This is a genomic window from Chryseobacterium taklimakanense, assembly GCF_900187185.1.
Classification (GTDB): domain Bacteria; phylum Bacteroidota; class Bacteroidia; order Flavobacteriales; family Weeksellaceae; genus Planobacterium; species Planobacterium taklimakanense.
On sequence record NZ_LT906465.1, the window covers coordinates 1,745,782 to 1,770,902 of the forward strand.

The following is a 25,121-nucleotide window of genomic DNA, read 5'->3' on the forward strand; positions in this document are numbered from 1 at the left end:
GTAACCAAGCGAAGCGCTCTTTGTTTATCAAAAAAAAGTAAAAAATTGTAAAAAACCCTAGTCTATCCTTGCGATTATAAAGAAATAATGAAAAACAAGTGGAGAATATTAAAGATCCTTAGCACCGTAATCATTTTCGGGTTTTTGCTGAGTTTTTCATTGAAACGTTTCAATAACGCTTCGATGGAAAAGGTGTCGGTTAATATGGTGTATCCACATAACGATGAAAAAGTATATTTCATTGATGAAAAGGACGTGAAAGACTTCATAAAAAAATCAAATCCAAGCAAAAGAATCGGGGATATCGATATTCCGATGCTGGAAAAAGAAGTCAACAACTTCCCGTCGGTAGACAGCGCCAATGTGTATCTGAATCTTAATGGTAACCTGAACGTAGACATTGTGCAGAAAGTTCCGGCATTCAGATTGAATAAAAACGGACAGGATTTTTATGTGGATAAAAAAGGCTATGAATTCCCGATTTCCAAAAATTATTCGCACCCGTCAATGTTGGTGACGGGCGATGTGAAGAGAGGCGAATATCTAAAACTTGCAGAACTGGTGGAAAAAATTAATAAAGACGATTTCAGCCGCAAGTATTTTATAGGGATTAAAAAAGAAAAGAACAGCTATTATCTGCTTACCAGCGAAGGAAATTTCAGGGTAGAAATCGGTGATCTGGATCATATTGAATTTAAGGTTAAAGGTTTCAAGGCCTTTGTAGAGAAATTTCTGGTTTATCAGGATCCGCAGAAATATTCTAAGGTTTCGGTACGGTACGATAATCAGATTGTGACCACCCTAAATCCAAATTACAAGGAGAACGACAGCATTATCTCCGCGCGGAAAAAAGAATTTGACAAAGCGCCCGAGATTGTACGGAAAAAAGCCCTCGCACAGGCAACGCAGAATAATTCAGTAAAACCCGTTGAAAAAAAGCCTGAAGCTGCCAAACCTGCAGAAAAAAAGGTAGAAAAGAAAACTGAATCCAAAGCCAGGGAAAAACCAAAGGTCACGGAAAAGAAGGAAGAACCGAAAAAGAAAAACACAGATAAAAAGAACTAAAAAAAATCAAATCGACATAAACAAATGGAACATCAGGAGTATTCAGTAGGACTAGACATTGGGACAACCAAGATTGTCGCCATTGTCGGCCGCCGGAACAGCCGCGGGAAAATTGAAGTTCTCGGTCTCGGCAAGGCCAAAAGCCTCGGCGTTCACAAGGGAATTGTGAACAACATTTCGCAGACCATCAGCTCAATAAAAACAGCGGTGGAGGAAGCGCAGAAAAGCGCCGGCGTACCAATTCACAAGGTTACCGTGGGAATTGCGGGCAAGCACATTCGCTCGTTGCAGCACTCGGATTATATCATGCGTGAAAATCCGGACAAATTCATCTGCGATGAGGACATCGAAGCTTTAAAGGAACAGGTAAAAAAATTGGTAATGCTGCCGGGCGAGGAGATTATCCACGTTCTTCCGCAGGAATATAAAGTGGATTCTGAAGGTGAAATTCAGGAACCTATCGGGATGCACGGCAAGCGTCTGGAAGCCAATTTCCACGTGGTTGTGGGGCAGATGGGCAGCATCAGAAACATTGCCAGATGCGTGCGCGAAGCCGGCCTCGAAATGGAGGCCCTGACGCTGGAACCGTTGGCATCTTCCGAAGCGGTTTTAACAAAAGAAGAAAAAGAAGCCGGCGTTGCCATTGTAGATATCGGCGGCGGTACTACGGATATTGCGATTTTCAAGGATAACATCATCCGTCACACCTGCGTAATTCCTTACGGTGGCGGAATTATTACTGATGATATTAAAGAAGGTTGCTCCATCATCGAAAAGCATGCTGAGCAGCTTAAAGTAAAATTCGGTTCCGCAGTTCCTGAAATGGAAAAAGACAGTACATTTGTCACTATTCCTGGTCTGCATGGTCGTCAGGATAAGGAAATTTCTTTGAAAACTTTAGCGCAGGTGATCAATGCCCGCGTCGAGGAAATTCTCGAAATGGTCAATACAGAACTGAAAGCTTACGGCGCCTTTGAACAAAAGAAAAAACTGATTGCAGGAATCGTACTTACAGGCGGCGGATCCAATTTGAAGCACATCCGGCAGCTGGCAAATTATACCACCGGTTTCGACAGCCGTCTGGGGTATGCCAATGAATATATTTCGAACGATAAAAACCAGTTATTAAAGGGTCCGGAATATGCTACAGCGATCGGACTTTTAATGGAAAGTTTGAAAATCAGAGACAAAAAGACGTCTGTAAACGAGGAGGAAGAAGTCATTTCTGAACAGCCGGCAGTGGAAAAGGTAAATTCTGAAATTGAAGCTTCGATCCAGAACGAAGAACCGACAATTGTAGAAACTGCCGAAGCCAAAAGAAGAACTAAACTTACTATTGGCCAGAAGATTATGGAAAGCGTTAAAAAATTTTTTGAAGAAGTAGAATAAAAAACACTATACAAAATGGAAAACATAGGAACACAGGGATTTTCATTTGACTTACCGAAGGGAAATTCATCAATCATAAAAGTTATCGGTGTTGGCGGCGGTGGCAACAATGCTTTGAAGCACATGTACGAAACAGGAATTCACGGTGTAGATTTCGTGATCTGTAATACCGATGCGCAAACACTCGACAATAATCCGGTGGCCAACAAAGTTCAGCTTGGAGTTTCTACTACAGAAGGGCTTGGCGCAGGCGCAGACCCGGAAGTGGGTGAAAAAGCAGCCATCGAAAGTATCGACGAGATTAAAGCGGCTTTGGGGCAAAACACAAAAATGGTCTTCATCACTGCAGGGATGGGAGGTGGAACCGGAACTGGTGCAGCGCCGGTTATTGCAAAGGTTGCCAAGGAAATGGGCATTCTTACCGTAGGAATTGTCACCGTTCCTTTCAGCTTTGAAGGTAAAAGAAGATTGGAGCAGGCAGAAAGCGGGCTAGACAGATTGAGAAATAACGTGGATTCACTTATCGTGATCAATAACGATAAATTACGCCAGCAGTTCGGAAACCTTGGTTTCAAGCAGGGATTCTCGAAAGCTGATGAGGTGCTTACCAACGCTGCGAAAGGTATGGCAGAGGTAATCACCGGATATTTCGATATCAATATCGATTTCCGCGATGCCAAGACCGTTCTTGCAAATTCAGGTACGGCACTGATGTCAACAGGTAAAGCTTCCGGAGAAAATAAAGCTGAGGAAGCCGTGAAAAAAGCGCTTGATTCCCCATTATTGAATGATAACAAAATCACGGGTGCTAAAAACGTTCTCCTTCTCATCAGAAGTGGTGCCGAAGAAGCTACGATGGACGAAATCGGGGTAATCATGGACCACATCCAGAAAGAAGCAGGACATACCGCAGAAATTATTTTTGGTGTTGGAACTGATGAAGAATTGGGTGATGCAGTGAGCGTTTTGGTGATTGCGACAGGTTTTGCGAAAGACAATCCGAAACACGACGGGCCAACAGAAACCATTAAAATTCCTTTGGATGAAGCTTCGGAAACAAGAGTTCAGAAGGAATCTCCATTCAGAACCAAAGCTGAAAGGGAGGAGCAGAAAATTGAGAAATTTGAAGGCAAAAGCCTTTTCAGGTTAGATGATGAGGAAGATGATGCACCGCAGTTCCGGGTGAGCAGTTCTGAAAAAAAAATGATTGTTGAAGAAGAGCCTAAAACTCAGGTAAAATTCTTTGCTGAAGAAGAGGAAGAAGAAATTCATGAACCGGTTTCTTTCAGAAAAGAGCCTGAAATGATGCAGGAGCCCGATTTATTCACTTACGAAGGCTTCGGGGAAGAGCTTGAGCCACAGTCTTTTTCATTTGAAGTTGAAGAACCGGTTCAAAAAGATGAGCCTCAGAAATCATCTTTCTCCGAGGAAAAACCGGTAGAATTCAGCTTCTTTGTAAACGAACCTGTAGAAAATGAGCCATTCCTCAAAGAAGAAAAAATAGAAGAAGCTGAGCAGGTAAAAAACGAAATTCCTGAAGAGCCGGTTGCAAAACCAACTCCGGTTCCGGCACCGGTTTACAAAGAGCAGCAAATTATTACTGAATCCAAAGTTGAGGTAAAAGAAGAATTCACCTTCATCAGCAAATCTACAGCAAACGATAAAGTAAATGAAAGAAGAAACAAGTTGAAGGAATTCAATTCCCGTTACCAGAATTTTGATGAAAGTTCTGATTTTGAGACCGTTCCTGCCTTCAAAAGAAAAAATATTTCCATTGACAACTTCAATGCTTCCGAGCAGAGCATCAATACTTTTCTTTCTGAAAACAACGGAAAAATGCAACTGAGAGAAAACAGATTTTTAAATAAAGATGTTGACTAGAGTTAATTAAAGTATCAATGGACCAATTTACCAATGTAGTTGTTGGGGGTAGATTGGTAAATTGATACGCTATTACATTAAAAAAATGAGTTTAGAAGACACCATCAACGAAGCGATTAAAACCGCAATGCGTGAGAAAGACAAAATAGCTTTGGATTCACTCCGCGCCGTTAAATCGCAGATTCTTCTGCTTAAAACTGAAGGAAAAGGCGCCGAAGTTTCCGCTGAGCAGGAAATTGCAATCCTTCAGAGGATGATCAAGCAGAGAAAAGATTCTTACGAGCAGTTCGCAGCGCAGGGAAGAAATGACCTGGCAGAAGTGGAAGAGGCGCAAATGAAAGTCATCGAGCAATTTCTGCCGAAGCAGTTGACTCCGGAAGAGCTCGAAACAGAGATGAAGGCCATCATCGCCGAAACGGGCGCTGAAACCCTTAAAGATTTAGGAAAAGTAATGGGTGTGGCGTCCAAGACTTTAGGCGGTAAATCTGACGGTAAAAGCATTTCCGAGATGGCGAAGAAACTTCTCTCATAGTTAGGTAAGAGCGGAAATTCAATTTTAAATAAATTGTATTGTGCATCTCCTGGCGCAAATATTTTTTAGGATATCCAACCTTTGCATATCGATTTGATTGTTAACCCGGAGCAGGCGATTGTTCCGGGTTTTCTTTTTTAAATTAAAAATAAAGGTCATTTTGTCCACAATTCAAAAACGGAATAATTTTGATAACATAAATCAATAGAATTGATATAGATATTTGATTAAATTTGAATTCTCAAAATTTAAATAGTTAAACCTTAAAACAACGAGTTATGTATCCAGAAGAATTAGTAATGCCGATGAAGGCTGAACTTACAGATAAAGGGTTCCAGGACCTTACAACAGCAGAACAGGTGAACGATGCGCTTAAGCAATCCGGGACAACATTGGTAATGGTAAATTCCGTGTGTGGTTGTGCAGCCGGAGCTGCAAGACCAGGCGTGATCTATTCCTTAACCGGAGATAAAAAGCCTGACCAACTGGTGACTGTCTTTGCCGGCTTCGACAGCGATGCCGTTGCAGAAGCCAGAAAACACATGGCACCGTTCCCGCCAAGTTCCCCAAGTGTAGCACTTTTCAAGGATGGAGAATTGGTTCATATGCTTGAGAGACACCATATTGAAGGAAATCCGGCAGGTGCCATCGCTGCAAACCTTCAGGCGGCGTACGACGAGTATTGCTAAAAAGTGTAATGATTAAATAATCGAGGCTGCAGATTTGCAGCCTTTTTCATTTCAGTTCGTTGATCCTGCCCATTACCGGCAAAGAGAAAATCTGGCTTTTTTGCAGCCACAGTTCATAGAATGTTCTGGCTTTATCTGCAAAATCCCTTTTACCTTCATCTTTGAATTTATAATAAAATAAATGCCCGAGAAGTTCATAATAAGCCGTGTGATGCGGCTCATCCTTGGCATTCACCCAGGACGAAATCTCGTTGATGCTCATCTCAGAAAGTTCCTCAAAACCCATCTTGAAAACATCCTTCATCTGGGTTTCAAAAACCATTTGCTGTTCTTCCAAAGTTCCTTCATTCTTACCTAAAAGCATATTGGCAATCATTTCGGAGAACTGCTTTACAATGCGGATGATGTAGTCTTTATCGTGAATCATAAGTTTTGTTTAGGAGTTATAGTTGCAAATGGTTCAGAGTTTCAGTTTAAATTATGTTTAAGAAAATCCGTGTAATCTGTCCGATTCAAAAACACCAGCGTCAATCTGCTCAGTCTGCGGGAGATCAATTACCCAAAAAACAAATACGCCAGTGTAATCGCCGTGATAATCCCCACCAGATCCGCCAATAGCATCGCACCAACAGTATATCTCGTGTTTTTAATGGCCACCGCGCCAAAATACACCGCAATCACATAAAAAGTAGTATCCGAACTGCCCTGTAAAACACCTGCCAATCTGGAGGGAAACGAATCTGGTCCGAACGTCGTCATCGTATCCACCATCATTCCTCTGGCGCCGGAACCGGAAAGCGGCTTGATGAGCGCTGTCGGAAGTCCATCCACAAATCTCGTGTCCGCCCCGGCAACATCGGCAATCCATTTCATACCGTCGATAATCACCTCAAAAACACCGGAAGTCCTTAAAAGTGAGATCGCAATGAGCATTCCCACCAAATACGGAATAATTTTCACTGAGGTCCAGAATCCTTCTTTTGCCCCTTCAATAAAGGAATCGAAAACGTCGATTTTCTTGTAAACGCCACCCAAAACAATGGCAAAAAATATCAACAGGATAATTCCGTTGCTTAATACCTTTGAAAATTCTGCCAATTCAGACTGATTCAGTTTTAATAAAAACACCACCAAGGCCGCGATAACGGCAGAGATCCCGCCCACATAAGCCAAAACAACGGGCTGAAACAAATTGATTTTCTGTTTGATGGAAACAATAATCATCGCCGCCATCGTTGCAGCAAAAGTCGCAATGAGGCACGGCAGGAAAATATCGGTGGGGTTTTCCGCGCCCATACTGGCACGGATGGCGATAATCGACACGGGAATTAAAGTTAAACCACTGGCGTGAAGTGCCAGAAACATAATCTGGGCGTTGCTTGCGGTATCTTTGGATGGATTCAGTGTCTGCAGGCTTTCCATTGCCTTCAACCCAAAAGGTGTTGCGGCATTATCCAAACCTAACAGATTTGCGCTGAAATTCAGCATCATATGTCCGAAAGAAGGGTGGTTTTTAGGAATTTCGGGAAAAAGTTTCGAGAAAAACGGCTGAATTAACCTTGAAAGCAAATTGATGCCGCCGGCTTTTTCAGCAATGCTCATAAAGCCCATAAAAAGCGTCATGATTCCAATCAATCCCAGGCAGATTTTTACCGCGGTTTCGGAGGTTCCAATCACGCCGTCGGCAGCTGAAACACGGTAAACCTGAACATTCTGTTTCAGCGAATCGGTTTTGTAACTGATGTGGCTTTCAGTATAATCGGCTTTTTTCAGAAGGTTCTGCTGTATTTGAGGACTGAGTTCAGCCATCGGTCTGGTCGCAATCTGCACGGTATCGCCGCCCTTGCCGACCACCATATCATTGTAAATGTCTTTATAATTCGGCGAAAAGAGATACTTAATACTTGCCACCACAATGGCCACGATAATAAATGCCGACCAAATTCTGCTTAAAACCATTCCGAAAAATTTAAGTAAAAATAAAGAATTGGAGTGAATTCACGAAGGTTTTTCTTGTTCCAATTATTAAAAGATTTGTGAATAATCTTTGGCTTTTTTGCAGAATTGTGTCAAATATCACATTCCTTCTCATCCAGATTCTACATTTTCAATTAAAAACTTTCGTAACTTTAGTTTTCCAAAAATTCAAATGCACACCATTTCTTTTTTGCAGCTCAAGAAAATAATTTAAAATAATACATACTATGAGTGCAACAACCAAAGATCTACGGAATGTGGTTTTGCTGGGTCACTCCGACAGCGGTAAAACTACGCTTATAGAGACGATGTTATACGAGGGCGGGGCCATCAGGCGCCGCGGTTCTGTGGAAGGGCAGAACATGGTCGGCGATTTTACGGATATTGAGCACGAAAAAGGCAAAACCATTTTCTCGCACCAGATGTTCGTGAACTGGAAAAACAACAAGATCAATATTATAGACACGCCGGGATTCGACGATTTTGTAGGCGAAGTGGTTTCTTCCCTCAAGGTTGCAGATACGGCGCTCATTGTTTTAAACGCCGCTGCGGGCGTGGAAGTGGGTACCGAACTGGTGTGGGAATATGTTGAAAAATACAAAACTCCTGCAATTTTTGTCATCAACCAGATGGATCATCCTAAAGCAGATTTCGAGACCACTTTAACTCAGGCAAAAGAACGTTTTGGCAGCAAACTCGTGCCGGTTCAGTATCCTTTAAATTCCGGGGAAGGCTTCAACAAAATTGTGGATGCTTTGCGGATGGTGATGTACGAGTTCCCTAAAGACGGCGGAAAACCGGAGAAAAAACCCATTCCTGAAAGTGAAATGGCGCGCGCCAATGAGATGCACAACGCTTTGGTGGAAATCGCTGCAGAAAACGAGGAAGGTTTAATGGAAAAATATTTCGAAGAAGGTCATCTTTCCGAAGAAGAACTCGCCAAAGGAATTACCATTGCGCTCGCCCACCAGCAGTTTTTCCCTGTTTTTGTGGCTTCCGGACTGAAAGATATGGGCAGCGGAAGAATTATGGGCTTTATCGACGATATCGCACCTTCGCCGATGGACCGGCCAAAACGCGTGATGGAAGACGGCAGCGAAGTGGCTTACGACCCGAATGACAAGACCACGATTTTCATTTATAAAACAACTTCTGAGCCGCAGGTTGGTCTGCTTTCTTATTTTAAAGTATTGAGCGGAACCCTGAAGCCGGGCGATGAACTCATTAACGCGGATAATGGTGAAATTGAGCGCATTTCGCAGTTATTTGTAGCCGAAGGTAAAGACAGAACTCCCGTTAATCAACTGGAAGCCGGAGATTTGGGCGTTACCGTAAAACTAAAATCCGCACACACCAATAATACTTTAAATGCTAGAGGGTTGAACCGGAAAGTCCGTCCGATGGAGTTCCCTGAAAGCCGCGTGAGAAAAGCGGTTTCTGCCGAATCTTCTGCTGAAACCGAGAAACTTTTCGCTGCTTTAAACAAAATTAAAGAAGAAGACCCAACGCTGAAAGTGGATATAGACCACGATACGCACGAAGCCATTCTTGGCGGGCAGGGGCAACTGCACATCGATTTGGTAAAACAGCGTCTGGAAAAAGAATTCGGTGTGAAAATGCAGATGAAAAACCCAAAAGTCTCATACCGCGAGACGATCACCGGAAAAGCAGACGCCGATTACCGGCACAAAAAACAGTCGGGAGGTGCCGGCCAGTTTGGCGAAATTCACATGCGTGTTGAAAATTTCTACGAAGGCATGGAAGACCCGCAAGACTTCAATATCCGCCAGAAAGAGATTGAGGATTTGCCTTGGGGCGGAAAATTGGCCTTTTATTGGTGTATCGTGGGTGGCGCCATCGATTCCAGATATATCGGCGCCATCAAAAAAGGAATTATGTCGCAGATGAAAAACGGCTCTTTGACAGGTTCACCTTGCCAAAATATCCGCGTTTCTGTTTACGACGGCAAAATGCACAGTGTGGACAGTAACGATATTTCTTTCCAGTTGGCAGCATCAGGAGCATTTAAAGAAGCCTTCCAAAACGCAAAGCCGCAGTTGCTTGAGCCAATGTATCACGTAGAAATCCTTTGTCCGAACGATGCTACTGGCGACGTGATGGGCGATTTGCAGGCGCGCCGCGCTGTTATTTCCGGAATGGATTCCGAAGGGCATTATCAGAAAATCATCGCTGAGGTTCCTTTGGCTGAAATGGATGATTATGGTTCCACTCTTCGCCAAATTACCGGTGGGAAAGCGAAATTCTCGATGAGTTTTTCCGATTATAAACTTGTTCCGCCAAATGTACAGCAGGATTTGGTGAAAAAATACACTGCGGAAAGGGTGGACTCGTAAAGGTTTAATCAAAGCTAACCTTAAAATGCCGGAAATATACTTCGGCATTTTTTTAGATCATTTCCTGATTAATAATCTAATTTTGCAGAATGAAAAAACTTGAAACACGGGAAGATATTGAACTTTTGGTCAATACTTTTTACCAAAAGGTTCAGAAAGATGAGACCATTGGTTTTTTCTTCAATGATGTGGCCAAGGTAAACTGGAATGAGCATCTGTCAAAAATGTACAAATTTTGGGAAACGCTGCTTTTCGGACAGATTTCTTACAAAGGAAATCCTATGGCTGCCCATTTTCCAATCAATGAAATGGTTGCGATGGAAAAATACCACTTTGAGCACTGGCTAAAACTGTGGACAGAGACCGTGGAGGAACTCTTCACAGGGGTCAAAGCTGATATGGCGGTGTATAAGGCCAATAACATCTCCCAGCTTATGGCATATAAAATGGAGATGGCGCGACGCCTTTCCTGATTACATAAAGCGTTCGCCTTTCTTGAAGTTCTTTAGGTCGAGTACATAATCTTTGATAAGCTGATCGTTGTCGCGCGGACAGATGAGAAGCGCTTTATCGGTATCGACGATGATGTAGTTTTTCAACCCGTCTATAACAGCGGCTTTATTTTTATTTTTCAGCCTCAGGATATTTCCTTTCGAATTGTACATCAAAACGTTTTTGGAATTCAGGGAATTATTGGAGTCATCTTTTTCTGCATTTTGATACACAGACGTCCACGTTCCAAGGTCGCTCCAGCCGAGGTCTGCCGGTATTACGTAAACATTTTTAGCCTTTTCCAGAATTCCGTTATCGATTGAAATTTTTGCAACTTTCGGATAAATCATGTCAATGCAGTCACCTTCAGCATTAGAATTATATTCGCAATAATTGAATTGCTGAACCATTTCCGGCAGATATTTATCAAATGCCGATAAGATTGATTTACAACTCCATACAAAAATGCCCGCATTCCAAAGGAAGTCGCCACTTTCGATAAACGTTTTGGCGATCTCAAGACTGGGTTTTTCGGTAAAGGTTTTCACTTTAAAGACTTCATCCGTGTCATTCGACAGATACTGAATGTAGCCGTAGCCGGTATCCGGACGCGTTGGTTTGATTCCCAATGTCACCAGGTAATCATTTTCAGAAACAAGTTTGAAAGCCAGCTCTATTTTCGCAATGAATTTTTGCTCCTTCAGGATCAGGTGGTCAGCAGGTAATACGACCAGTTTTGCCTCAGGATTAATTTGGGCAATTTTATTGGCCATGTACAGGTTGCAGGCTGAGGTGTTTTTCATCATGGGTTCGCCCACGATATTTTCTTCCGGAATTTCCGGGAGCTGCAGTGCGCAGAGTCCCACATATTCTTTATTGGTGATTACGAAGATATTTTCTCTCGGGATCAGCTGGCTCACACGGTCATAGGTTTGCTGGATCATCGTTCTCCCCGTACCTAAAATATCCTGAAACTGTTTCGGGAACTTCATGGTACTCATTGGCCAGAAACGGCTACCGATGCCGCCGGCCATTATCACACAATAATTATTTGATGTAGGCATTTTATGGATTTAATTTCTGTACGCTGGCTAAACCTCTGAAGCTGTAAGTTTTGCCATTGTCCAAATTCCTGCAAAGGTAATTTTTTTTTAACTTTTCAATTAAGATATATCTTTGTTTGTTGTAAATGAACTCGTTATGCGGTTCAAGCTCTTCAACAAAAACATGGCCGCCGGCATTATCTTTTAAACGAAAATACCTTACGAGGTCCGGGCTTGCCATGAAGTTTGCTTTTGGCGACTTGGCAAATTCCAGAATTATTTTTTGTAAATCCTGATGGTAGATGGATATGCTTTCGACGAGCATATTCCGAAAGGTTTGTTTCCATTCACTGCCGTGCGGCGCGATCCGGTGGCCAAACTTTTCAAAAGACAGCATATGTGCCAGTTCATGGGTGAGAACAAAGAAAAACAGTTGCGGTTCCAGTGTTGAATTTATCGTAATCTCGTGGCTGTTGTCGCGCAGTTTCCGGTAATCGCCTAATTTTGAATTTCGTTCTCTGGTTATTTTGATGTGGATAAAATACGGTCCAAACCAGTTTTTAAGAAAAGGCAGAGTGTTTTCCGGCAGATATTTCTTTAAAGTTTCAATAGACATTTCTACATCAAATATCCGAAAAAGTTTTATAAAGACAAGGGAATTCCCGCATAGAAATTCAGCAGTTTCAGGCTGAAAAGATAGTTGTATTTCGCCTGTGCCACGGCTCCTTTTGCGCTGGCATGGTTATTTCGGGCGGCATTCAGGTCATAAATGGTTGTTCTGCCGGCGGCATAACTTTTCTCCGCAAAATCCAGTGCCAATGCGGAACTTTTTTCAGCTTCCACGGCAGCGAGGTAATTTTCGTAATTGCTTTCGGCGTCGAACTGCGCTTTTTGTACGTTCTGTCTTATTTCCTGTTTTTGTTGAAGCAGAGAAGTCCTGGCTGCGTCTTCATTTATTTTGGCTTGTTCTACCTGAATTCGGGTGATCCCTTTATTGAAAATCGGAATGTTGGCACTTACGCCGGCATACTGCCCAAAATTGTCCGCATACTGTTTAAAAAAACCGTTGTTATTGGCGTTGAACGGATTAAAATAATTAGTCTGCAGCCCAGCATTTCCCGTGATGGTTGGGAAAAAAGCGGTTTTGGTGATTTCTGTTTGAGCTTCGGCCGCTTTGATGCGGTTTTCAGCCGCTTTGATTTGTGGCTGCTGCTGATACGCCGTGTTCATAATGGCGTCAGCGGCATATAAAGGAGCTTCGATATTATTCTGTAGCGGAACATCCTCGATATCAAAATCTTTATAATCGGGTAGTTGAAGAAGTTGGGCTAAAGAAAACAGACTCCTGTTCACATTAATTTCAGAGGCTTTTAAATTTTGCTTTTCGCGCGCCAGTGCTGCTTCAGCTTCAGCCAGAATTGTTTGCGGTGTTGTTCCTACTTCCGTAGTTATCTTTGCCCGTTTGTAAAGGCGTTCAGCATTATCCACAGCACTTTTATTGATGGTGACAATTTCTTTGTTTAAAAGCGCCGAGAGATATTCCTGTGCAATCTGGAGCGAGATGTTGTTCTTGATGCTTTCTACATCATATTTAGCGGCTTCCACCTCGAATTCAGTTTTACGGTACATTTTTTCGAGCCTGCCGTTGTTATAAAGCAATATATCAGCACCTACATTTGCACTGTTGGTAAAGTTGTCATTTCGCTGTGTGACGTTGATATACCGCTGTTGCCCGAAGCTGAAATTATTTGAAACGCTCCCTGAAACTGAAGGAAGTTTTTGCCTGCGTGCGATTTCCAGATTTTTGTCCTGCAGCTGCTTGTTGTAGCTGTTTGCAATCACCTGATGATTGTTCTGCACCGCATAATCCACTGCCTCCTGCAACGTCCATTTTTTCTGCGAAAAAGAAAGTATAAACGCCAAAGAAAATATACCCGCAAAAGCTCGTTTCATTGTGATAATTTATTGGATTAGACGCTTTATTCCATTTTTTGTTACAGATATCTACCGGAAGCTTATTATTTCCTTTAAGATTGCCTATGAAATATTTCATAATACGAGTTTCAATATCAAGATTATAATTTACATTTTCTTATTCCATTTTTAATAATTTTGCAGCGAAATATATAAGAGATGGGATTAATTTTGAACCCGATTGACGTTGTAGAAGACATCACACAGGAAGAGTTCGTGATAAAATATCTGAAGCCCAGAAAACCTGTGGTTATCAGGAATATGGCGCGTAAGTGGCCGGCCTACGAAAAATGGAACCTGGATTATATGAAAGAAGTCGTTGGAGATGTGGAGGTGCCATTGTATGACTCTTCGAAAGCAGACCCAGCGGCACCGATCAATGCATCTGCAGCCAAAATGAAATTTGGGGATTATATAGATTTGATTAAAGAAAAACCTACCGATCTGCGGATTTTCCTGTTCGACCCTATTGTCCACGCACCGAAGCTTTTACAGGATTATATTGCACCAAAAGAACTGATGGGAGGTTTTCTGGATAAATATCCCAATATGTTTTTTGGCGGGAAGGGTTCGGTAACCTTTCTGCATTTCGATATTGATATGGCGCATATCTTCCATACCCATTTTGGCGGAAGAAAGCACATTATGCTTTTTGATTACAAGTGGAAGGACCGCCTCTACCAAATACCGTACGCAACCTACGCTCTTGAGGATTATGACATCGAAAATCCTGATTTTGAGAAATTTCCGGCGCTTAATGGCGTAGAAGGCATTGAGTGTTTCCTGGAGCACGGTGATACGCTTTTTATGCCGACAGGATGGTGGCACTGGATGAAGTATGTAGACGGCAGTTTCTCCATTTCGCTAAGAGCCTGGGACAAATGGAAGGTTAAAGCCCATTCATTATGGAACTTAACTGTTCAGCGAAGTTTTGATAATTTTATGAAAAAGCGCTTCAAGAAAAAATATATGGAATGGAAAGAGCGTAAAGCCATTTCCAGAGCTAATGTAGCTTTAAAGAAGGGCTTGCCGAAATAAAAATGAATAACACCAAAAAAGCCGTCTCACAACTGGTGAAAACGGCTTTTTTTGCGTTTTTTTCCTCGTAATAGATAGAGGTTTTAGACGATGCGCAGCCTACATCGTTTGGCTTTGAGACATTTGATTTTATTATTAAAAATTAAAACTAAACTTGTCTTTTTCGCCCTAATCATTCAATTTTAAAACAGCCATAAATGCTGATTGCGGCACTTCAACGCGGCCGATTTGCTTCATCTTTTTCTTACCTTCTTTCTGTTTTTCAAGAAGTTTACGCTTCCGAGAGATATCACCACCATAACATTTTGCTGTTACGTCTTTCCGTAGTGCTTTGATCGTTTCCCTGGCAATGACTTTTGTTCCCAGGGCTGCCTGCACTGCTATGTCAAACTGCTGTCTTGGAATCAGCTCACGGAGTTTTTCGCACATTTTTTTACCGATGTGGTAAGCATTGCTTTCGTGGATTAATGAAGAAAGGGCATCGACCATATCGCCATTAATCAGGATATCCATTTTCACAAGTTTCGATGCGCGGAAACCTATTGGATGGTAATCAAATGAAGCGTAACCTTTGGAAATGGATTTTAAACGGTCATAAAAATCAAAGACCACTTCCGCCAAAGGCATATTGAACACCAATTCCACACGGTCTGAGGTTAAATAGGACTGGTTCACAATTTCTCCCCTTTTCTCGATACAAAGAGTCATCACCGCACCTACAAAATCAGATTTCGTGATAATGGAAGCTTTGATATAGGGCTCTTCAACCCGGTCGAGGATTGACGGATCCATCATTTCAGAGGGGTTGTTGATCAGAATTGGCGTTTCGGGTTCTTTTTTGGAGTATCCAATATACGATACGTTCGGAACGGTTGTGATGACGTTCATATCAAACTCGCGGTCCAGACGCTCCTGCACAATTTCCATGTGAAGCATTCCCAAAAATCCGCATCGGAAACCGAATCCTAAAGCTGCAGAACTTTCAGCTTCAAAAACCAGTGAAGCATCGTTCAGTCTTAATTTTTCAAGAGATGTTCTTAATTCTTCAAAATCTTCGGATTCCACAGGATAAATTCCAGCAAATACCATCGGTTTTACTTCCTCAAAACCTTCGATTGCTTTCGGTGCAGGGTTATCGGTGGAGGTGATGGTGTCGCCAACTTTTACTTCGCGGGCATCTTTAATTCCTGAAATTATATAGCCTACGTCACCACATTTAATTTCCTGTTTCGGCGCCTGTTTCAGCTTCAAAGTTCCAACTTCATCAGCATCGTACGTTTTGTCCGTCGCCATGAATTTTACTTTCTGGCCTTTTTTAATGCTGCCGTTCACCACCTTAAAATAAGCCTCAATTCCACGGAACGGATTAAATACGGAATCAAAAATCAGTGCCTGCAGGGGCCCGTTTTCATCACCTTGTGGTGCAGGAATTCGCTCTACAACCTGCTCTAAAAGATTATGAACACCTTCGCCCGTTTTCCCCGAGACACGCAGAACATCGTCTGGTGAACACCCCAAAAGATTCACAATTTCATCCGTAACCTCCTCAGGATTTGCAGAAGGCAGGTCGATTTTGTTTAAGATCGGAATGATTTCCAGGTCGTTTTCAAGCGCCAGATAAAGATTAGAAATGGTCTGTGCCTGTATACTTTGCGCAGCATCAACAATCAAGAGCGCTCCTTCGCAGGCAGCGATTGAACGGGAAACTTCATAGGAAAAATCCACGTGTCCCGGTGTATCAATGAGGTTTAGAACGTATTTCTCACCTTTATATTCATAATCCATCTGGATCGCGTGCGACTTGATTGTGATGCCACGCTCTCTTTCCAGGTCCATATCGTCCAGGGTCTGGGTCTGCAGTTCCCTTTGCGTCACCGTGTTGGTGTACTCCAGAAGCCTGTCTGCAAGCGTAGATTTACCATGGTCGATATGCGCGATTATGCAGAAATTCCTTATGTTTTTCATTTAATTTTTAAAATAGTGTGCAAATTTAAGTTTTTTTAAATGATTATATAAGTTTTGTTGGGGCTATCCTTCTGTAAATTATACAGAAATACAGAAAACTTTAATAAAATTTTAACCAAATATTAGAGGATATCAATTTTTAGAATAGCTCTAAATTTATATCTTTGTACACTTATTAATTTAGAAGAAAGAATGGGTTTATTTGATATGTTCACGCAAGAAATTGCGATTGACCTCGGGACGGCTAACACACTGATTATACATAATAACAAGATCGTAATTGACCAGCCATCAATAGTGGCAATTGAGCGTACCAGCGGTAAACCGATTGCAGTTGGGGAGCAGGCCAAACATATGCAGGGGAAAACGCATGAAGACATCCGCACAATCCGTCCGCTGAAAGACGGTGTAATTGCAGATTTCCACGCCTCTGAACACATGATCAAGGAATTCATTAAGAAAATTCCGGGAATCAAAGGAAAACTGATTCAGCCAGCACTTAGAATTGTAATCTGTATTCCATCAGGGATTACCGAAGTTGAAAAAAGAGCCGTTCGTGACTCTGCGCAGAAAGTAAACGCTAAGGAAGTAAGGTTGATTTATGAACCGATGGCAGCGGCAATAGGTGTTGGGATCGACGTGCAAAAGCCTGAAGGTAACATGATTATCGACATAGGCGGCGGTACGACAGAAATTGCAGTAGTCGCGCTTGGCGGAATTGTTTGCGATAAATCTGTAAAAATCGCGGGCGACGTTTTCACCAGTGATATTGCTTATTATTTAAGAACACACCACAACCTGTACATCGGTGAAAGAACTGCGGAAAGAGTAAAAATTGAAGTTGGTTCAGCGGTTGAAGAACTTGATGTAGACATCGAAGATATCCCGGTTCAGGGACGAGATCTGATCACAGGGAAGCCAAAAGAAATCATGGTGGGTTACAAGGAAATCGCAAGAGCTCTTGATAAATCGATCATCAGAATTGAAGATGCGGTGATGGAGACGCTTTCGCTTACACCTCCGGAACTTGCTGCAGATATCTATAAAACAGGAATTTACCTTGCCGGCGGCGGAGCGCTTTTAAGAGGTTTGGCAGACAGGCTTCACAAAAAGACAGGTTTGCCGGTTTTCGTAGCGGAAGATCCTTTGCGTGCGGTAGTTCGTGGGACAGGTATCGCTCTGAAAAACATGGATAAATTCAATTTCCTGATTAGATAATTTAAAATTTTCACGGCTTTTTTTGGATGGGGTTTTTGTTGAGATTATTTTCGAAGAACGGATTGTTCGTCTTCTTTATATTCTTGCAAATCTTTGCTCTTGTATTGATTTTCAGCAGAAACTCTATGCAGCAGAGTTGGATTGCAGGACAGACAGCGGCATTCAACTCCACTGTTTCGGGATATATTGATGAAGGTACTTCTTACCTCAAACTGAAACAGACCAATGAGCAGCTGGTTGCTCAAAACAAGCAGCTGATGGAGCAGCTCTACGGAAAACAGCAGGGGAATTATCCGGTTTTCAGAAAAGTTCATGATACGGTCGGCGGCGGACAGATCTATACATTTGTTGATGGCGACATTGTTTATAACAGTATCAATCGTAAAGACAATTATTTCACCATCAACCGCGGAAGGCTGCAGGGCGTAGGCCCGAAAATGGGCGTCATTGCGCCGAAAGGTATAGCCGGGATCGTGGTGAATACGACAGATAATTACGCGCTGGTGCAGTCGGTCCTAAGCACTAATAAGATTAAAATCAATGCGGCGCTTAAGAAGTCGGGATATTTCGGAACTTTAAGCTGGCGCGGCGAAAATTCCAGACTGATGCACCTTTCGGATATTCCTAAATATGTTCCTCTGAAGGTTGGCGACACGGTGGTTACAGACGGCAAGTCAGCGATCTTCCCGCAGGGAATTATGATTGGCCGCGTTGCCGGCTATGAGGTTGACACCAAAACAGGATTCTGGGATATTTCAGTAGAGCTGAGCGAGACGATGGGCAATATCAGTAAAATATACGTCGTTAAAAACCTGAAGAAAGCTGAAGTCCGCAAGATCGAAGACACTCTAAAAGCAGCAATGGAGAGAGATGATTAGCAGAAATATAGCCACAGATATATTGATGATCGCACTGCTTACGGCACTGCAGATCTTTGTGCTGAACCGCATTACGCTTTTTGGTAAGTTTACGCCGGTGCTCTATCCTGTATTTGTGATGTTCTACCCGTTTTTCAGAAACCGGTATGTGTTTCTGGGACTTAGTTTTCTGCTTGGTCTTACCATAGATGCATTTTTGGGAACCTGGGGAATCAACGCTTTTGCGACTACGATCGTCGCGTATTTCAGGACAATCATTTTTAGGACATCCACAGATACGTCAACTGATTTCTTCTCTTTTCAGTCACTGCAATGGTCGCAGTTTTTATTTTTCATACTTTCAAGCATATTTTTTCACCAGCTGGTGGTGCAGCTCCTCGAGTTTTTCAAACTGAGCCGTTTTTTTGAGGTATTTTTCAATATTTTAGCAACAAGTTTAATTTCATTTGTGTTTATTTTGATTTATGCGTTGGCATTAAAGATTAAACAGAAAGTGTGAAGTCCCAGTATTTTAAAATATTAACCGTCCTTGTCTCCCTTGCTCTCATTTTTATAGTGAGGCTTGCTTATTTGCAGCTGTTCACAGACAGGTATGCGCTTAATGCTGCGAACACTTCCATTAAAACCGAATACATCATTCCACAGCGGGGAATTATCTTCGACCGTAACGGAAAAATCCTCGTAGGAAATATGCCTTCGTACGAGATTTCTTTTACACAGGCACTACTGAAGCCCGATTTCGATACAATAGGATTTTGTAATTTAATGAAAATCAGCAAACAGGATTTTATTAAAAGAATTCAGAATTTAAAAAAGGAAAAATATTATTCGAAGGTCACCCCGATGACTTTTATGAAGAATTTAAGCCGTGAAGAAGTCGCCAGAATTCAGGAAATTATCTTTAAATATCCGGCGTTCAGTATCGTTCAGAGGCCGCAGCGCCAGTATGAAGTCAATACTTCCGGCAATTTGCTGGGCTATACAAGCGAAGTGAATGATTACGACCTCAAAAAAGATTCTCTGTATTATCTTCCCGGAGATAATATCGGGAAGTCAGGTGTTGAAAAGGCTTACGAGAAGGAATTGCGGGGTATAAAAGGTGTTCAGTACATCCAGAAAGATATTAAGTTAAGAAATGTGGGCCCGTACAAAAACGGCGAACTGGACAAAGACGTTATTACCGGAAAAGACATTACGTTAACCATCGATTATGACCTGCAGCGGATTGCAGAAGAAATGATGGTGAACAAGCGCGGCGGAATTGTTGCGCTGGATCCCAATAATGGTGAGATCCTGGTGCTGGCAACCGGCCCCGATATCGATCCAAATATTTTTACTGGTCCAAACAAGTCCAAAGAAATCAGCAAACTGGTCAACGATAAATTTAACCAGCCGATGTTTGACCGCTCAATCCAGTCAGCGCACATGCCGGGTTCTACCTTCAAGATGTTTACGGCTTTGGCTGCAATGCAAATGGGCGTTATGGACGAGAAAACGGTTTTCCCATGCGGTGGTGGTTTCAACTACAGAGGATTGAGAATTAAAGGTCACGGCGGTGCAGATCCGCTTATTCCTTCCATTCAGGTTTCGAGCAACTGTTATTTTTCTTATGCTTACCTGGCCATCATTAACAAATATCCCGGAAACCCGAGCAAAGGCGTGGATGAGTGGAAAGCAATTATGAAGAGTTTCGGTTTCGGAGAGTTTCTTAACAATGACCTCGCAGCCGGGGTGAAAGGCAGAATCCCCACCGGTGAATTTTATGAAAAAAGAATGGCTTCCATTTACAAAGCCAGCGGCAATAAAGCTGATCCGAAAAAATGGGATCCACTTGCAACAGGAGCCGTTTTTAACGGGATGGGCCAGGGAGACGTCATGCTTACGCCGCTGCAGCTGGCCAATGGTGTTGCAGCTATTGCCAATAAAGGGTTTTATTACACGCCGCATATTGTAAAATCAATCGACGGGAAACCCAATCCTGATCCCCGCTTTAAGGTAAAACACAAAACATTGGTAGACCCAAAGCATTTCGAACCGGTACTGAAAGGAATGGAAGCCGTAGTGCAGGCCGGAACGGCGAGAGGCCTTAAATCAAACGATTTCACCATGCTTGCAAAAACCGGTACCGCGCAGGTTCCCCAGGGGAAGGACAACTCGGTTTTCGTACTTATTGCTCCGGCCGACAAACCCAAGATTGTGGTGGTAGCGCTTATGGAGCACGCTGGTTTTGGTGCAACCTGGGCAGGGCCTGCGAGTGCAGTAATTGCAGAAAAATATCTTACCGGAACCGTGAAACGCGAACACCTTTACAAGAAAATGGTGACTTCGAGTTTTATGGGCGAATACCGGAGGCAATGGATCGCCGACCTGAAGAGGAAAGGGCTTTATAAAGAGCCGGATAAAGATTCGTTAAGGATCATCAGTATCGAGGACAGTTTGCGAACCATTACAGACAAAAATCTCAGAAGCAGCTTAATTTATAAAAGAGATTCTTTAAAACTAAGGTTCAATGAAAGGCAGGCCGCGAAACAGCGCGAGGCTCTGAAGAAAAAACAGTTACAAACCCAAACACCAAACAAACCAAAATGAAGTGGGCGCAAGGATTAGATAAAACCGGAATCGGACTTTATATTCTGATTTGCCTTTTCGCTGTAGCCAATATCTACAGTGTGGATGAAGGTTTGGGCAAAAAACAGCTGATTTTCTTTATCCTGTCATTATTCATTGGTTTCATCATATTCGTTACGCGATCCAAGTTTTTCGAGAACCTGTCGGGTATCTTCTATATTGGCGGTGTCTTGCTTCTGATCGGGTTATTTCCCTTCGGAACTGAAATTCTGGGTCAGAAAAACTGGTATAAATTCGGCGGATTTACCATGCAACCGGTGGAGTTTGCAAAGATTGGAACAGCCTTGATGTTGTCCAACTACGTTGCCGGTCCGGATTTTAATCTCAGATATAAAAAATCATTGTGGACGTCGCTTGCGATTATCGGCATTCCCGCAATAGTGGTCCTAGCAATTCCGGATGTTGGTTCACTGTTGGTTTTCGGAGCTTTTGTGATAGCGCTTTACCGTGAAGGCTTGAGCGGATGGTTTTTCGGCGTAATAGGGATTTTAGCAGCGGTATTTCTTATTTCGCTGGCCGTGAATCCACTATATGTTGTTTTCGGAATTCTGGCTTTAGCCGGCATTTTGATTCTATTGAACTACCGCAGAATTTCCTGGAATGTAATTTCTATTGCTTCAATTATAGGCGCAGTTGGGGTTTTGTGCGGCTTAGCGATGGCTACCCCAAAAATTCTGGAAAAAATGCCTAAGCACCAACGGGAAAGAATTGAGGTTCTTTATAAAGGCGAAAAAGCATTCCGCGATACTTCAGGCTACAACCTTTTATATTCTAAGACGGCTATCGGATCCGGAGGTTTTTTTGGTAAAGGTTACAAACAGGGTTCCGTTACTCAGGGAAAGTTTGTGCCCGAACAGGAAACTGACTATATTTTCTGTACAGTAGGCGAGGAATGGGGCTTTTTTGGAAGCGTTTTACTTGTTTTGGCGTATGCCGTTTACATCGGCCGGATTTATTTTCTCGCTGAAAATCAGAAAACCATCTTCAACCGGGTCTTCGGTTACTGTTTTGCCTCAATTCTTTTAATTCACTTTGGAATTAATCTCGGGATGGTGATGGGGCTTTTCCCTACCGTAGGGATTCCGTTACCGTATTTCAGTTATGGCGGAAGTTCATTGCTTGCCTTTTCGATTATGACTGCGATTTTCTTTAAGCTTAATTATACTGATAAAAACAGTTTGGTATAAAAACGAAATCCCGTAAAAAAAAACGGGATTTTTTACTTAAATTGAATTAATTCTTTACCAAAAGCCTGAAACCTTCGCCGTGCACGTTGATGATTTCCAGCCCTTCGTCGTCTTTCAGGAGTTTACGAAGTTTGGCGATGTAAACGTCCATACTTCTTGCGGTGAAATAGTTTTCCTTTTTCCAGATTTTTCTTAATGCTAAATCTCTCGGCATAAAGTCGTTTCTGTGAATGCAAAGCAGCTTAAGCAGCTCATTTTCCTTTGGCGAAAGCTTGTATTCATTGTCGCCAACACGCAGCTGTCTCAGCATGGAATCAAAGAAAATATTGCTGATTTTGAACTGTTCCTGTTCTTCATTTTCAAGAGTTGTGCTGCGCTGAAGAATCGCCTTTATTTTGTAAAGAAGCAGCTCCGTATCAAACGGTTTTGTGATATAGTCGTCGGCGCCAATCTGATAGCCTTTCAGGATATCTTCGCGCATATTTCTTGCGGTAAGGAAAATAATCGGCGTGTTTTTATCGATTTTCTTCACATCTTCAGCCAGGCTGAAACCGTCTTTTTTCGGCATCATCACGTCAAAGATGCAGATATCGAATTCATTTTCTGTAAATTCTTTCAAACCCTGTTCGCCATCTGTCGCCAGCGTCACTTCAAAGTTATTGATGGTTAAATAGTCCTTAAGCACCGCACCAAAACTCTGGTCGTCTTCTACTAATAAGATTCTGTTGCTCATATCTTTATTAATTAATAATTAAAAAATAATAATGAAGAATTTTAATCTTCATTGTTTTTACTGGTTTTTAAAATTGATGTAAGAATTTTAATAATCTCTTCATTGTCATCAAACATCGATTGAAATTCTTTGTCGTTTAAATATTCTGTTCTGTTTAAAAGCCTCAACCAAAAAGACGTCTCGAAAGATTCTTTGTATGAGATTTGATTTTTGGCAATAAATTCCTTTTTACTGAAAGCTGCAGCCGCTTCTTCAATATTTGCTCCGATTGATGTCCCCGAACGTAATAATTGTTTAGACATTACAAATTCCTTTCTCTCTGACGTAAGCATTTTATATAAATTCACAATTCTAACAGCAAATTCAAAAGACTTATGTCTAATAGGATTTTCAGTCGGGTTTTTCATAGTTTGTTTTCGGTTCTAATAATTATTAATTTTTCATTGTTAATTATTAATTGTAATCAGCTCATCGGTAGTTTTATCGTAAACGTAGAGCCTTTTCCCTTTACTGATTCTACGTGGATTTGTCCTTTGTGAAGCTCGATGATTTTCTTTACATAAGACAGCCCGAGCCCCTGGCCTTTTACGTTATGGATATTTCCGGTTTCTTCGCGGAAGAATTTTTCAAAGATTTTGTTTTTATTGATGGCATCCATTCCCATCCCTTTATCGGAGATTTCGATCACGTACCAGTGGCCTTCGTTTTTGGTTTTCACCTTTATCTCCGGTGCTTCCGGCGAATATTTATTGGCGTTGTCCAAGAGGTTTACCAGCATATTCGAGATGTGGAATTCATCCACTTTCACGATGTAGCGGTCCGCATCAAATTCCTGAATCAGTGATCCATTTCTTTCATTGACGATCAATTGGAAAGATTGGCTGATGTCCCGAATGAGCTGTCTCATATTGGTTTCTTTCAGGAAAAGCTGTACTTCATTGCGCTCCAGTTTCGACATATTCAATACGTTTTCAACCTGTTTTTTCATCCGCAGGTTCTCCTGTTTTATCAGCTGCGAATAGTATTTTACTTTTTCCGGATTGGTCGCTATTGTGTCATTTGCCAAAGAATCAGTTGCTACAGAAATTGTTGCCAAAGGCGTTTTGAACTCATGCGACATATTGTTGATGAAATCGGTCTTCACATCCGCAATACGTTTCTGCTGCATCATATAGTTGATGGAAGTGATGTAAATCCCAAGAATGGTGAGCAGTGACAGGAAAGTTCCCAGCAGCATCGGAAGATTGTTTTTTATCAGCGAAACATCTTTTCTCGGGAATACCAAAGACAGCGTATAAAGCGGGTTGTCTTTGCTGTCCCTGAAAAGGACTTTGTCATACTTTGTGTTGGTTTGCTGTTTTCTGTAATCTTCGTTGGTAAGCGTGGTAAGTTTATTGTTTTTATCAAAAATGCCGTAGCCGAAACCGCTCGTAATCCCATTGTTTTTCAATGCATTCGACACCACAGAATCAATGGTTTGCGGAGAAACCCGTTTTTCAATCGGTCTGTTGCTGCCTTCCACGCGGACAAATTCCTTCAGACTGAATTCCCCGGAATTTATGGATGAATTGAGCGCTGCGGTCAATGCTTCACGTTTCGTGGTGTCGCGCTGGATTTTTATCAGGTTTTCATCGGTCCACAGTTTTATCCGGTTCAGGCTGTCGCCGGTATTGGAAATGGGAAGGTTTTCTCTTTCGATGATGTTTTTCTGGTAGGTAATCGTTCTTTTGCTCGCAGAATCTTCAGTTTGCTGAATGATGGTTGAACTCGGCTGCGCATTGTTGGCCAGAACAGTCTTCCCGAAATTCTTGTAATTTTCATTGATAAGCTGGTTGTATTCGATGTCCTCGATTTTTTTCACCGACTGGTCAAGAGCGATGCTCACTTTGTTTGAAAAATCCTGATCCAAAGCGCCATAATATTCCTTCAGCCATTTGATCTGCAGCGTGACGAAAATCACGACAGAGATGGACATCAGTATTGAAATTATCGGAATAAATCTTTGATTCATTGAATTATTTTAAATTACGAATGTTAAAATTACTGATTTTAACATTATGAGAACAAAAAATGCACCA

22 protein-coding genes are annotated in these 25,121 nt (G+C 42.1%); 13 read left to right on the forward strand and 9 right to left on the reverse strand.

The window, feature by feature from the left end:
* Positions 1 to 87: 87 nt before the first annotated feature.
* From CKV81_RS08320 to CKV81_RS08340, 5 genes are all read left to right on the forward strand, one after another.
* Positions 88 to 1,065, forward strand: a complete 978-nt coding sequence (locus tag CKV81_RS08320) for a cell division protein FtsQ (protein ID WP_095072304.1) — start codon at positions 88 to 90, stop codon at positions 1,063 to 1,065.
* A 24-nt stretch (positions 1,066 to 1,089) separates the two neighbouring features.
* Positions 1,090 to 2,454, forward strand: coding sequence for a cell division protein FtsA (gene ftsA, locus CKV81_RS08325; RefSeq protein ID WP_095072306.1), 1,365 nt, complete (start codon positions 1,090 to 1,092; stop codon positions 2,452 to 2,454).
* Positions 2,455 to 2,469: 15 nt separating this feature from the next.
* A complete protein-coding gene (gene ftsZ / locus CKV81_RS08330; protein ID WP_095072308.1) occupies positions 2,470 to 4,335 on the forward strand; it encodes a cell division protein FtsZ in 1,866 nt (621 codons plus the stop codon).
* Positions 4,336 to 4,420: 85 nt separating this feature from the next.
* Positions 4,421 to 4,867 (forward strand): GatB/YqeY domain-containing protein, encoded by a 447-nt coding sequence (locus tag CKV81_RS08335; RefSeq protein WP_095072310.1) that lies wholly within the window; start codon positions 4,421 to 4,423, stop codon positions 4,865 to 4,867.
* Between the two features lie 278 nt (positions 4,868 to 5,145).
* The gene (locus CKV81_RS08340) at positions 5,146 to 5,556 is read left to right on the forward strand and encodes a BrxA/BrxB family bacilliredoxin (protein ID WP_095072312.1); all 411 of its coding nucleotides are present in this window, start codon (positions 5,146 to 5,148) and stop codon (positions 5,554 to 5,556) included.
* Between the two features lie 46 nt (positions 5,557 to 5,602).
* On the opposite strand, the gene CKV81_RS08345 is transcribed toward CKV81_RS08340, so the two are convergent.
* Positions 5,603 to 5,983: a DUF6483 family protein gene (locus tag CKV81_RS08345; protein ID WP_095072314.1), complete on the reverse strand. Its 381-nt coding sequence runs from the start codon at positions 5,981 to 5,983 to the stop codon at positions 5,603 to 5,605.
* Between the two features lie 128 nt (positions 5,984 to 6,111).
* Positions 6,112 to 7,515 (reverse strand): nucleoside recognition domain-containing protein, encoded by a 1,404-nt coding sequence (locus CKV81_RS08350; protein WP_095072316.1) that lies wholly within the window; start codon positions 7,513 to 7,515, stop codon positions 6,112 to 6,114.
* 245 nt (positions 7,516 to 7,760) lie between these two features.
* Between CKV81_RS08350 and CKV81_RS08355 the strand changes: the two genes are divergently transcribed.
* Both CKV81_RS08355 and CKV81_RS08360 read left to right on the forward strand, forming a co-directional pair.
* The gene (locus CKV81_RS08355) at positions 7,761 to 9,887 is read left to right on the forward strand and encodes an elongation factor G (protein WP_095072318.1); all 2,127 of its coding nucleotides are present in this window, start codon (positions 7,761 to 7,763) and stop codon (positions 9,885 to 9,887) included.
* 89 nt (positions 9,888 to 9,976) lie between these two features.
* Positions 9,977 to 10,360, forward strand: a complete 384-nt coding sequence (locus CKV81_RS08360) for a group III truncated hemoglobin (protein ID WP_095072320.1) — start codon at positions 9,977 to 9,979, stop codon at positions 10,358 to 10,360.
* On the opposite strand, the gene CKV81_RS08365 is transcribed toward CKV81_RS08360, so the two are convergent.
* From CKV81_RS08365 to CKV81_RS08375, 3 genes are read right to left on the reverse strand one after another with little or no spacing between them, the layout of a single operon-like run.
* Positions 10,361 to 11,443 (reverse strand): mannose-1-phosphate guanylyltransferase, encoded by a 1,083-nt coding sequence (locus CKV81_RS08365; RefSeq protein ID WP_258454027.1) that lies wholly within the window; start codon positions 11,441 to 11,443, stop codon positions 10,361 to 10,363.
* Between the two features lies 1 nt (position 11,444).
* A complete protein-coding gene (locus CKV81_RS08370) occupies positions 11,445 to 12,038 on the reverse strand; it encodes a SprT-like domain-containing protein (protein WP_185116894.1) in 594 nt (197 codons plus the stop codon).
* Positions 12,039 to 12,064: 26 nt separating this feature from the next.
* Positions 12,065 to 13,375: a TolC family protein gene (locus tag CKV81_RS08375; protein ID WP_095072324.1), complete on the reverse strand. Its 1,311-nt coding sequence runs from the start codon at positions 13,373 to 13,375 to the stop codon at positions 12,065 to 12,067.
* A gap of 180 nt (positions 13,376 to 13,555) precedes the next feature.
* On the opposite strand from CKV81_RS08375, the gene CKV81_RS08380 reads away from it, so the two are divergent.
* Entirely contained in the window at positions 13,556 to 14,434 is an 879-nt protein-coding gene (locus CKV81_RS08380) for a cupin-like domain-containing protein (protein WP_095072326.1), read from the forward strand.
* 168 nt (positions 14,435 to 14,602) lie between these two features.
* Here CKV81_RS08380 and lepA read toward each other — a convergent pair whose 3' ends face one another.
* Complete coding sequence (gene lepA, locus CKV81_RS08385) at positions 14,603 to 16,399, reverse strand: translation elongation factor 4 (RefSeq protein ID WP_095072328.1); 1,797 nt, start codon at positions 16,397 to 16,399, stop codon at positions 14,603 to 14,605.
* Positions 16,400 to 16,591: 192 nt separating this feature from the next.
* Here lepA and CKV81_RS08390 point away from each other — a divergent pair, with 192 nt between their 5' ends.
* The 5 genes from CKV81_RS08390 to rodA are packed head-to-tail and all read left to right on the forward strand — an operon-like array spanning position 16,592 to position 22,310.
* A complete protein-coding gene (locus CKV81_RS08390; protein WP_095072330.1) occupies positions 16,592 to 17,617 on the forward strand; it encodes a rod shape-determining protein in 1,026 nt (341 codons plus the stop codon).
* Positions 17,618 to 17,643: 26 nt separating this feature from the next.
* The gene (gene mreC, locus CKV81_RS08395) at positions 17,644 to 18,495 is read left to right on the forward strand and encodes a rod shape-determining protein MreC (protein WP_095072332.1); all 852 of its coding nucleotides are present in this window, start codon (positions 17,644 to 17,646) and stop codon (positions 18,493 to 18,495) included.
* The gene (gene mreD / locus CKV81_RS08400) at positions 18,488 to 18,994 is read left to right on the forward strand and encodes a rod shape-determining protein MreD (RefSeq protein WP_095072334.1); all 507 of its coding nucleotides are present in this window, start codon (positions 18,488 to 18,490) and stop codon (positions 18,992 to 18,994) included. Before mreC ends, mreD begins: the two co-directional genes overlap by 8 nt.
* Positions 18,991 to 21,084: a peptidoglycan D,D-transpeptidase FtsI family protein gene (locus CKV81_RS08405; protein ID WP_095072336.1), complete on the forward strand. Its 2,094-nt coding sequence runs from the start codon at positions 18,991 to 18,993 to the stop codon at positions 21,082 to 21,084. The genes mreD and CKV81_RS08405 overlap by 4 nt, the downstream gene beginning before the upstream one ends.
* Positions 21,081 to 22,310 (forward strand): rod shape-determining protein RodA, encoded by a 1,230-nt coding sequence (rodA, locus tag CKV81_RS08410; protein ID WP_095072338.1) that lies wholly within the window; start codon positions 21,081 to 21,083, stop codon positions 22,308 to 22,310. The genes CKV81_RS08405 and rodA overlap by 4 nt, the downstream gene beginning before the upstream one ends.
* A gap of 46 nt (positions 22,311 to 22,356) precedes the next feature.
* Here rodA and CKV81_RS08415 read toward each other — a convergent pair whose 3' ends face one another.
* From CKV81_RS08415 to CKV81_RS08425, 3 genes are read right to left on the reverse strand one after another with little or no spacing between them, the layout of a single operon-like run.
* The gene (locus CKV81_RS08415) at positions 22,357 to 23,043 is read right to left on the reverse strand and encodes a response regulator transcription factor (RefSeq protein WP_095072340.1); all 687 of its coding nucleotides are present in this window, start codon (positions 23,041 to 23,043) and stop codon (positions 22,357 to 22,359) included.
* 41 nt (positions 23,044 to 23,084) lie between these two features.
* Positions 23,085 to 23,450 carry a four helix bundle protein gene (locus CKV81_RS08420; RefSeq protein WP_095072342.1) on the reverse strand — a complete coding sequence of 122 codons (366 nt, stop codon included), beginning with the start codon at positions 23,448 to 23,450 and terminating at the stop codon, positions 23,085 to 23,087.
* Positions 23,451 to 23,506: 56 nt separating this feature from the next.
* Positions 23,507 to 25,054 carry a sensor histidine kinase gene (locus tag CKV81_RS08425; RefSeq protein ID WP_095072344.1) on the reverse strand — a complete coding sequence of 516 codons (1,548 nt, stop codon included), beginning with the start codon at positions 25,052 to 25,054 and terminating at the stop codon, positions 23,507 to 23,509.
* Positions 25,055 to 25,121 lie beyond the last annotated feature (67 nt).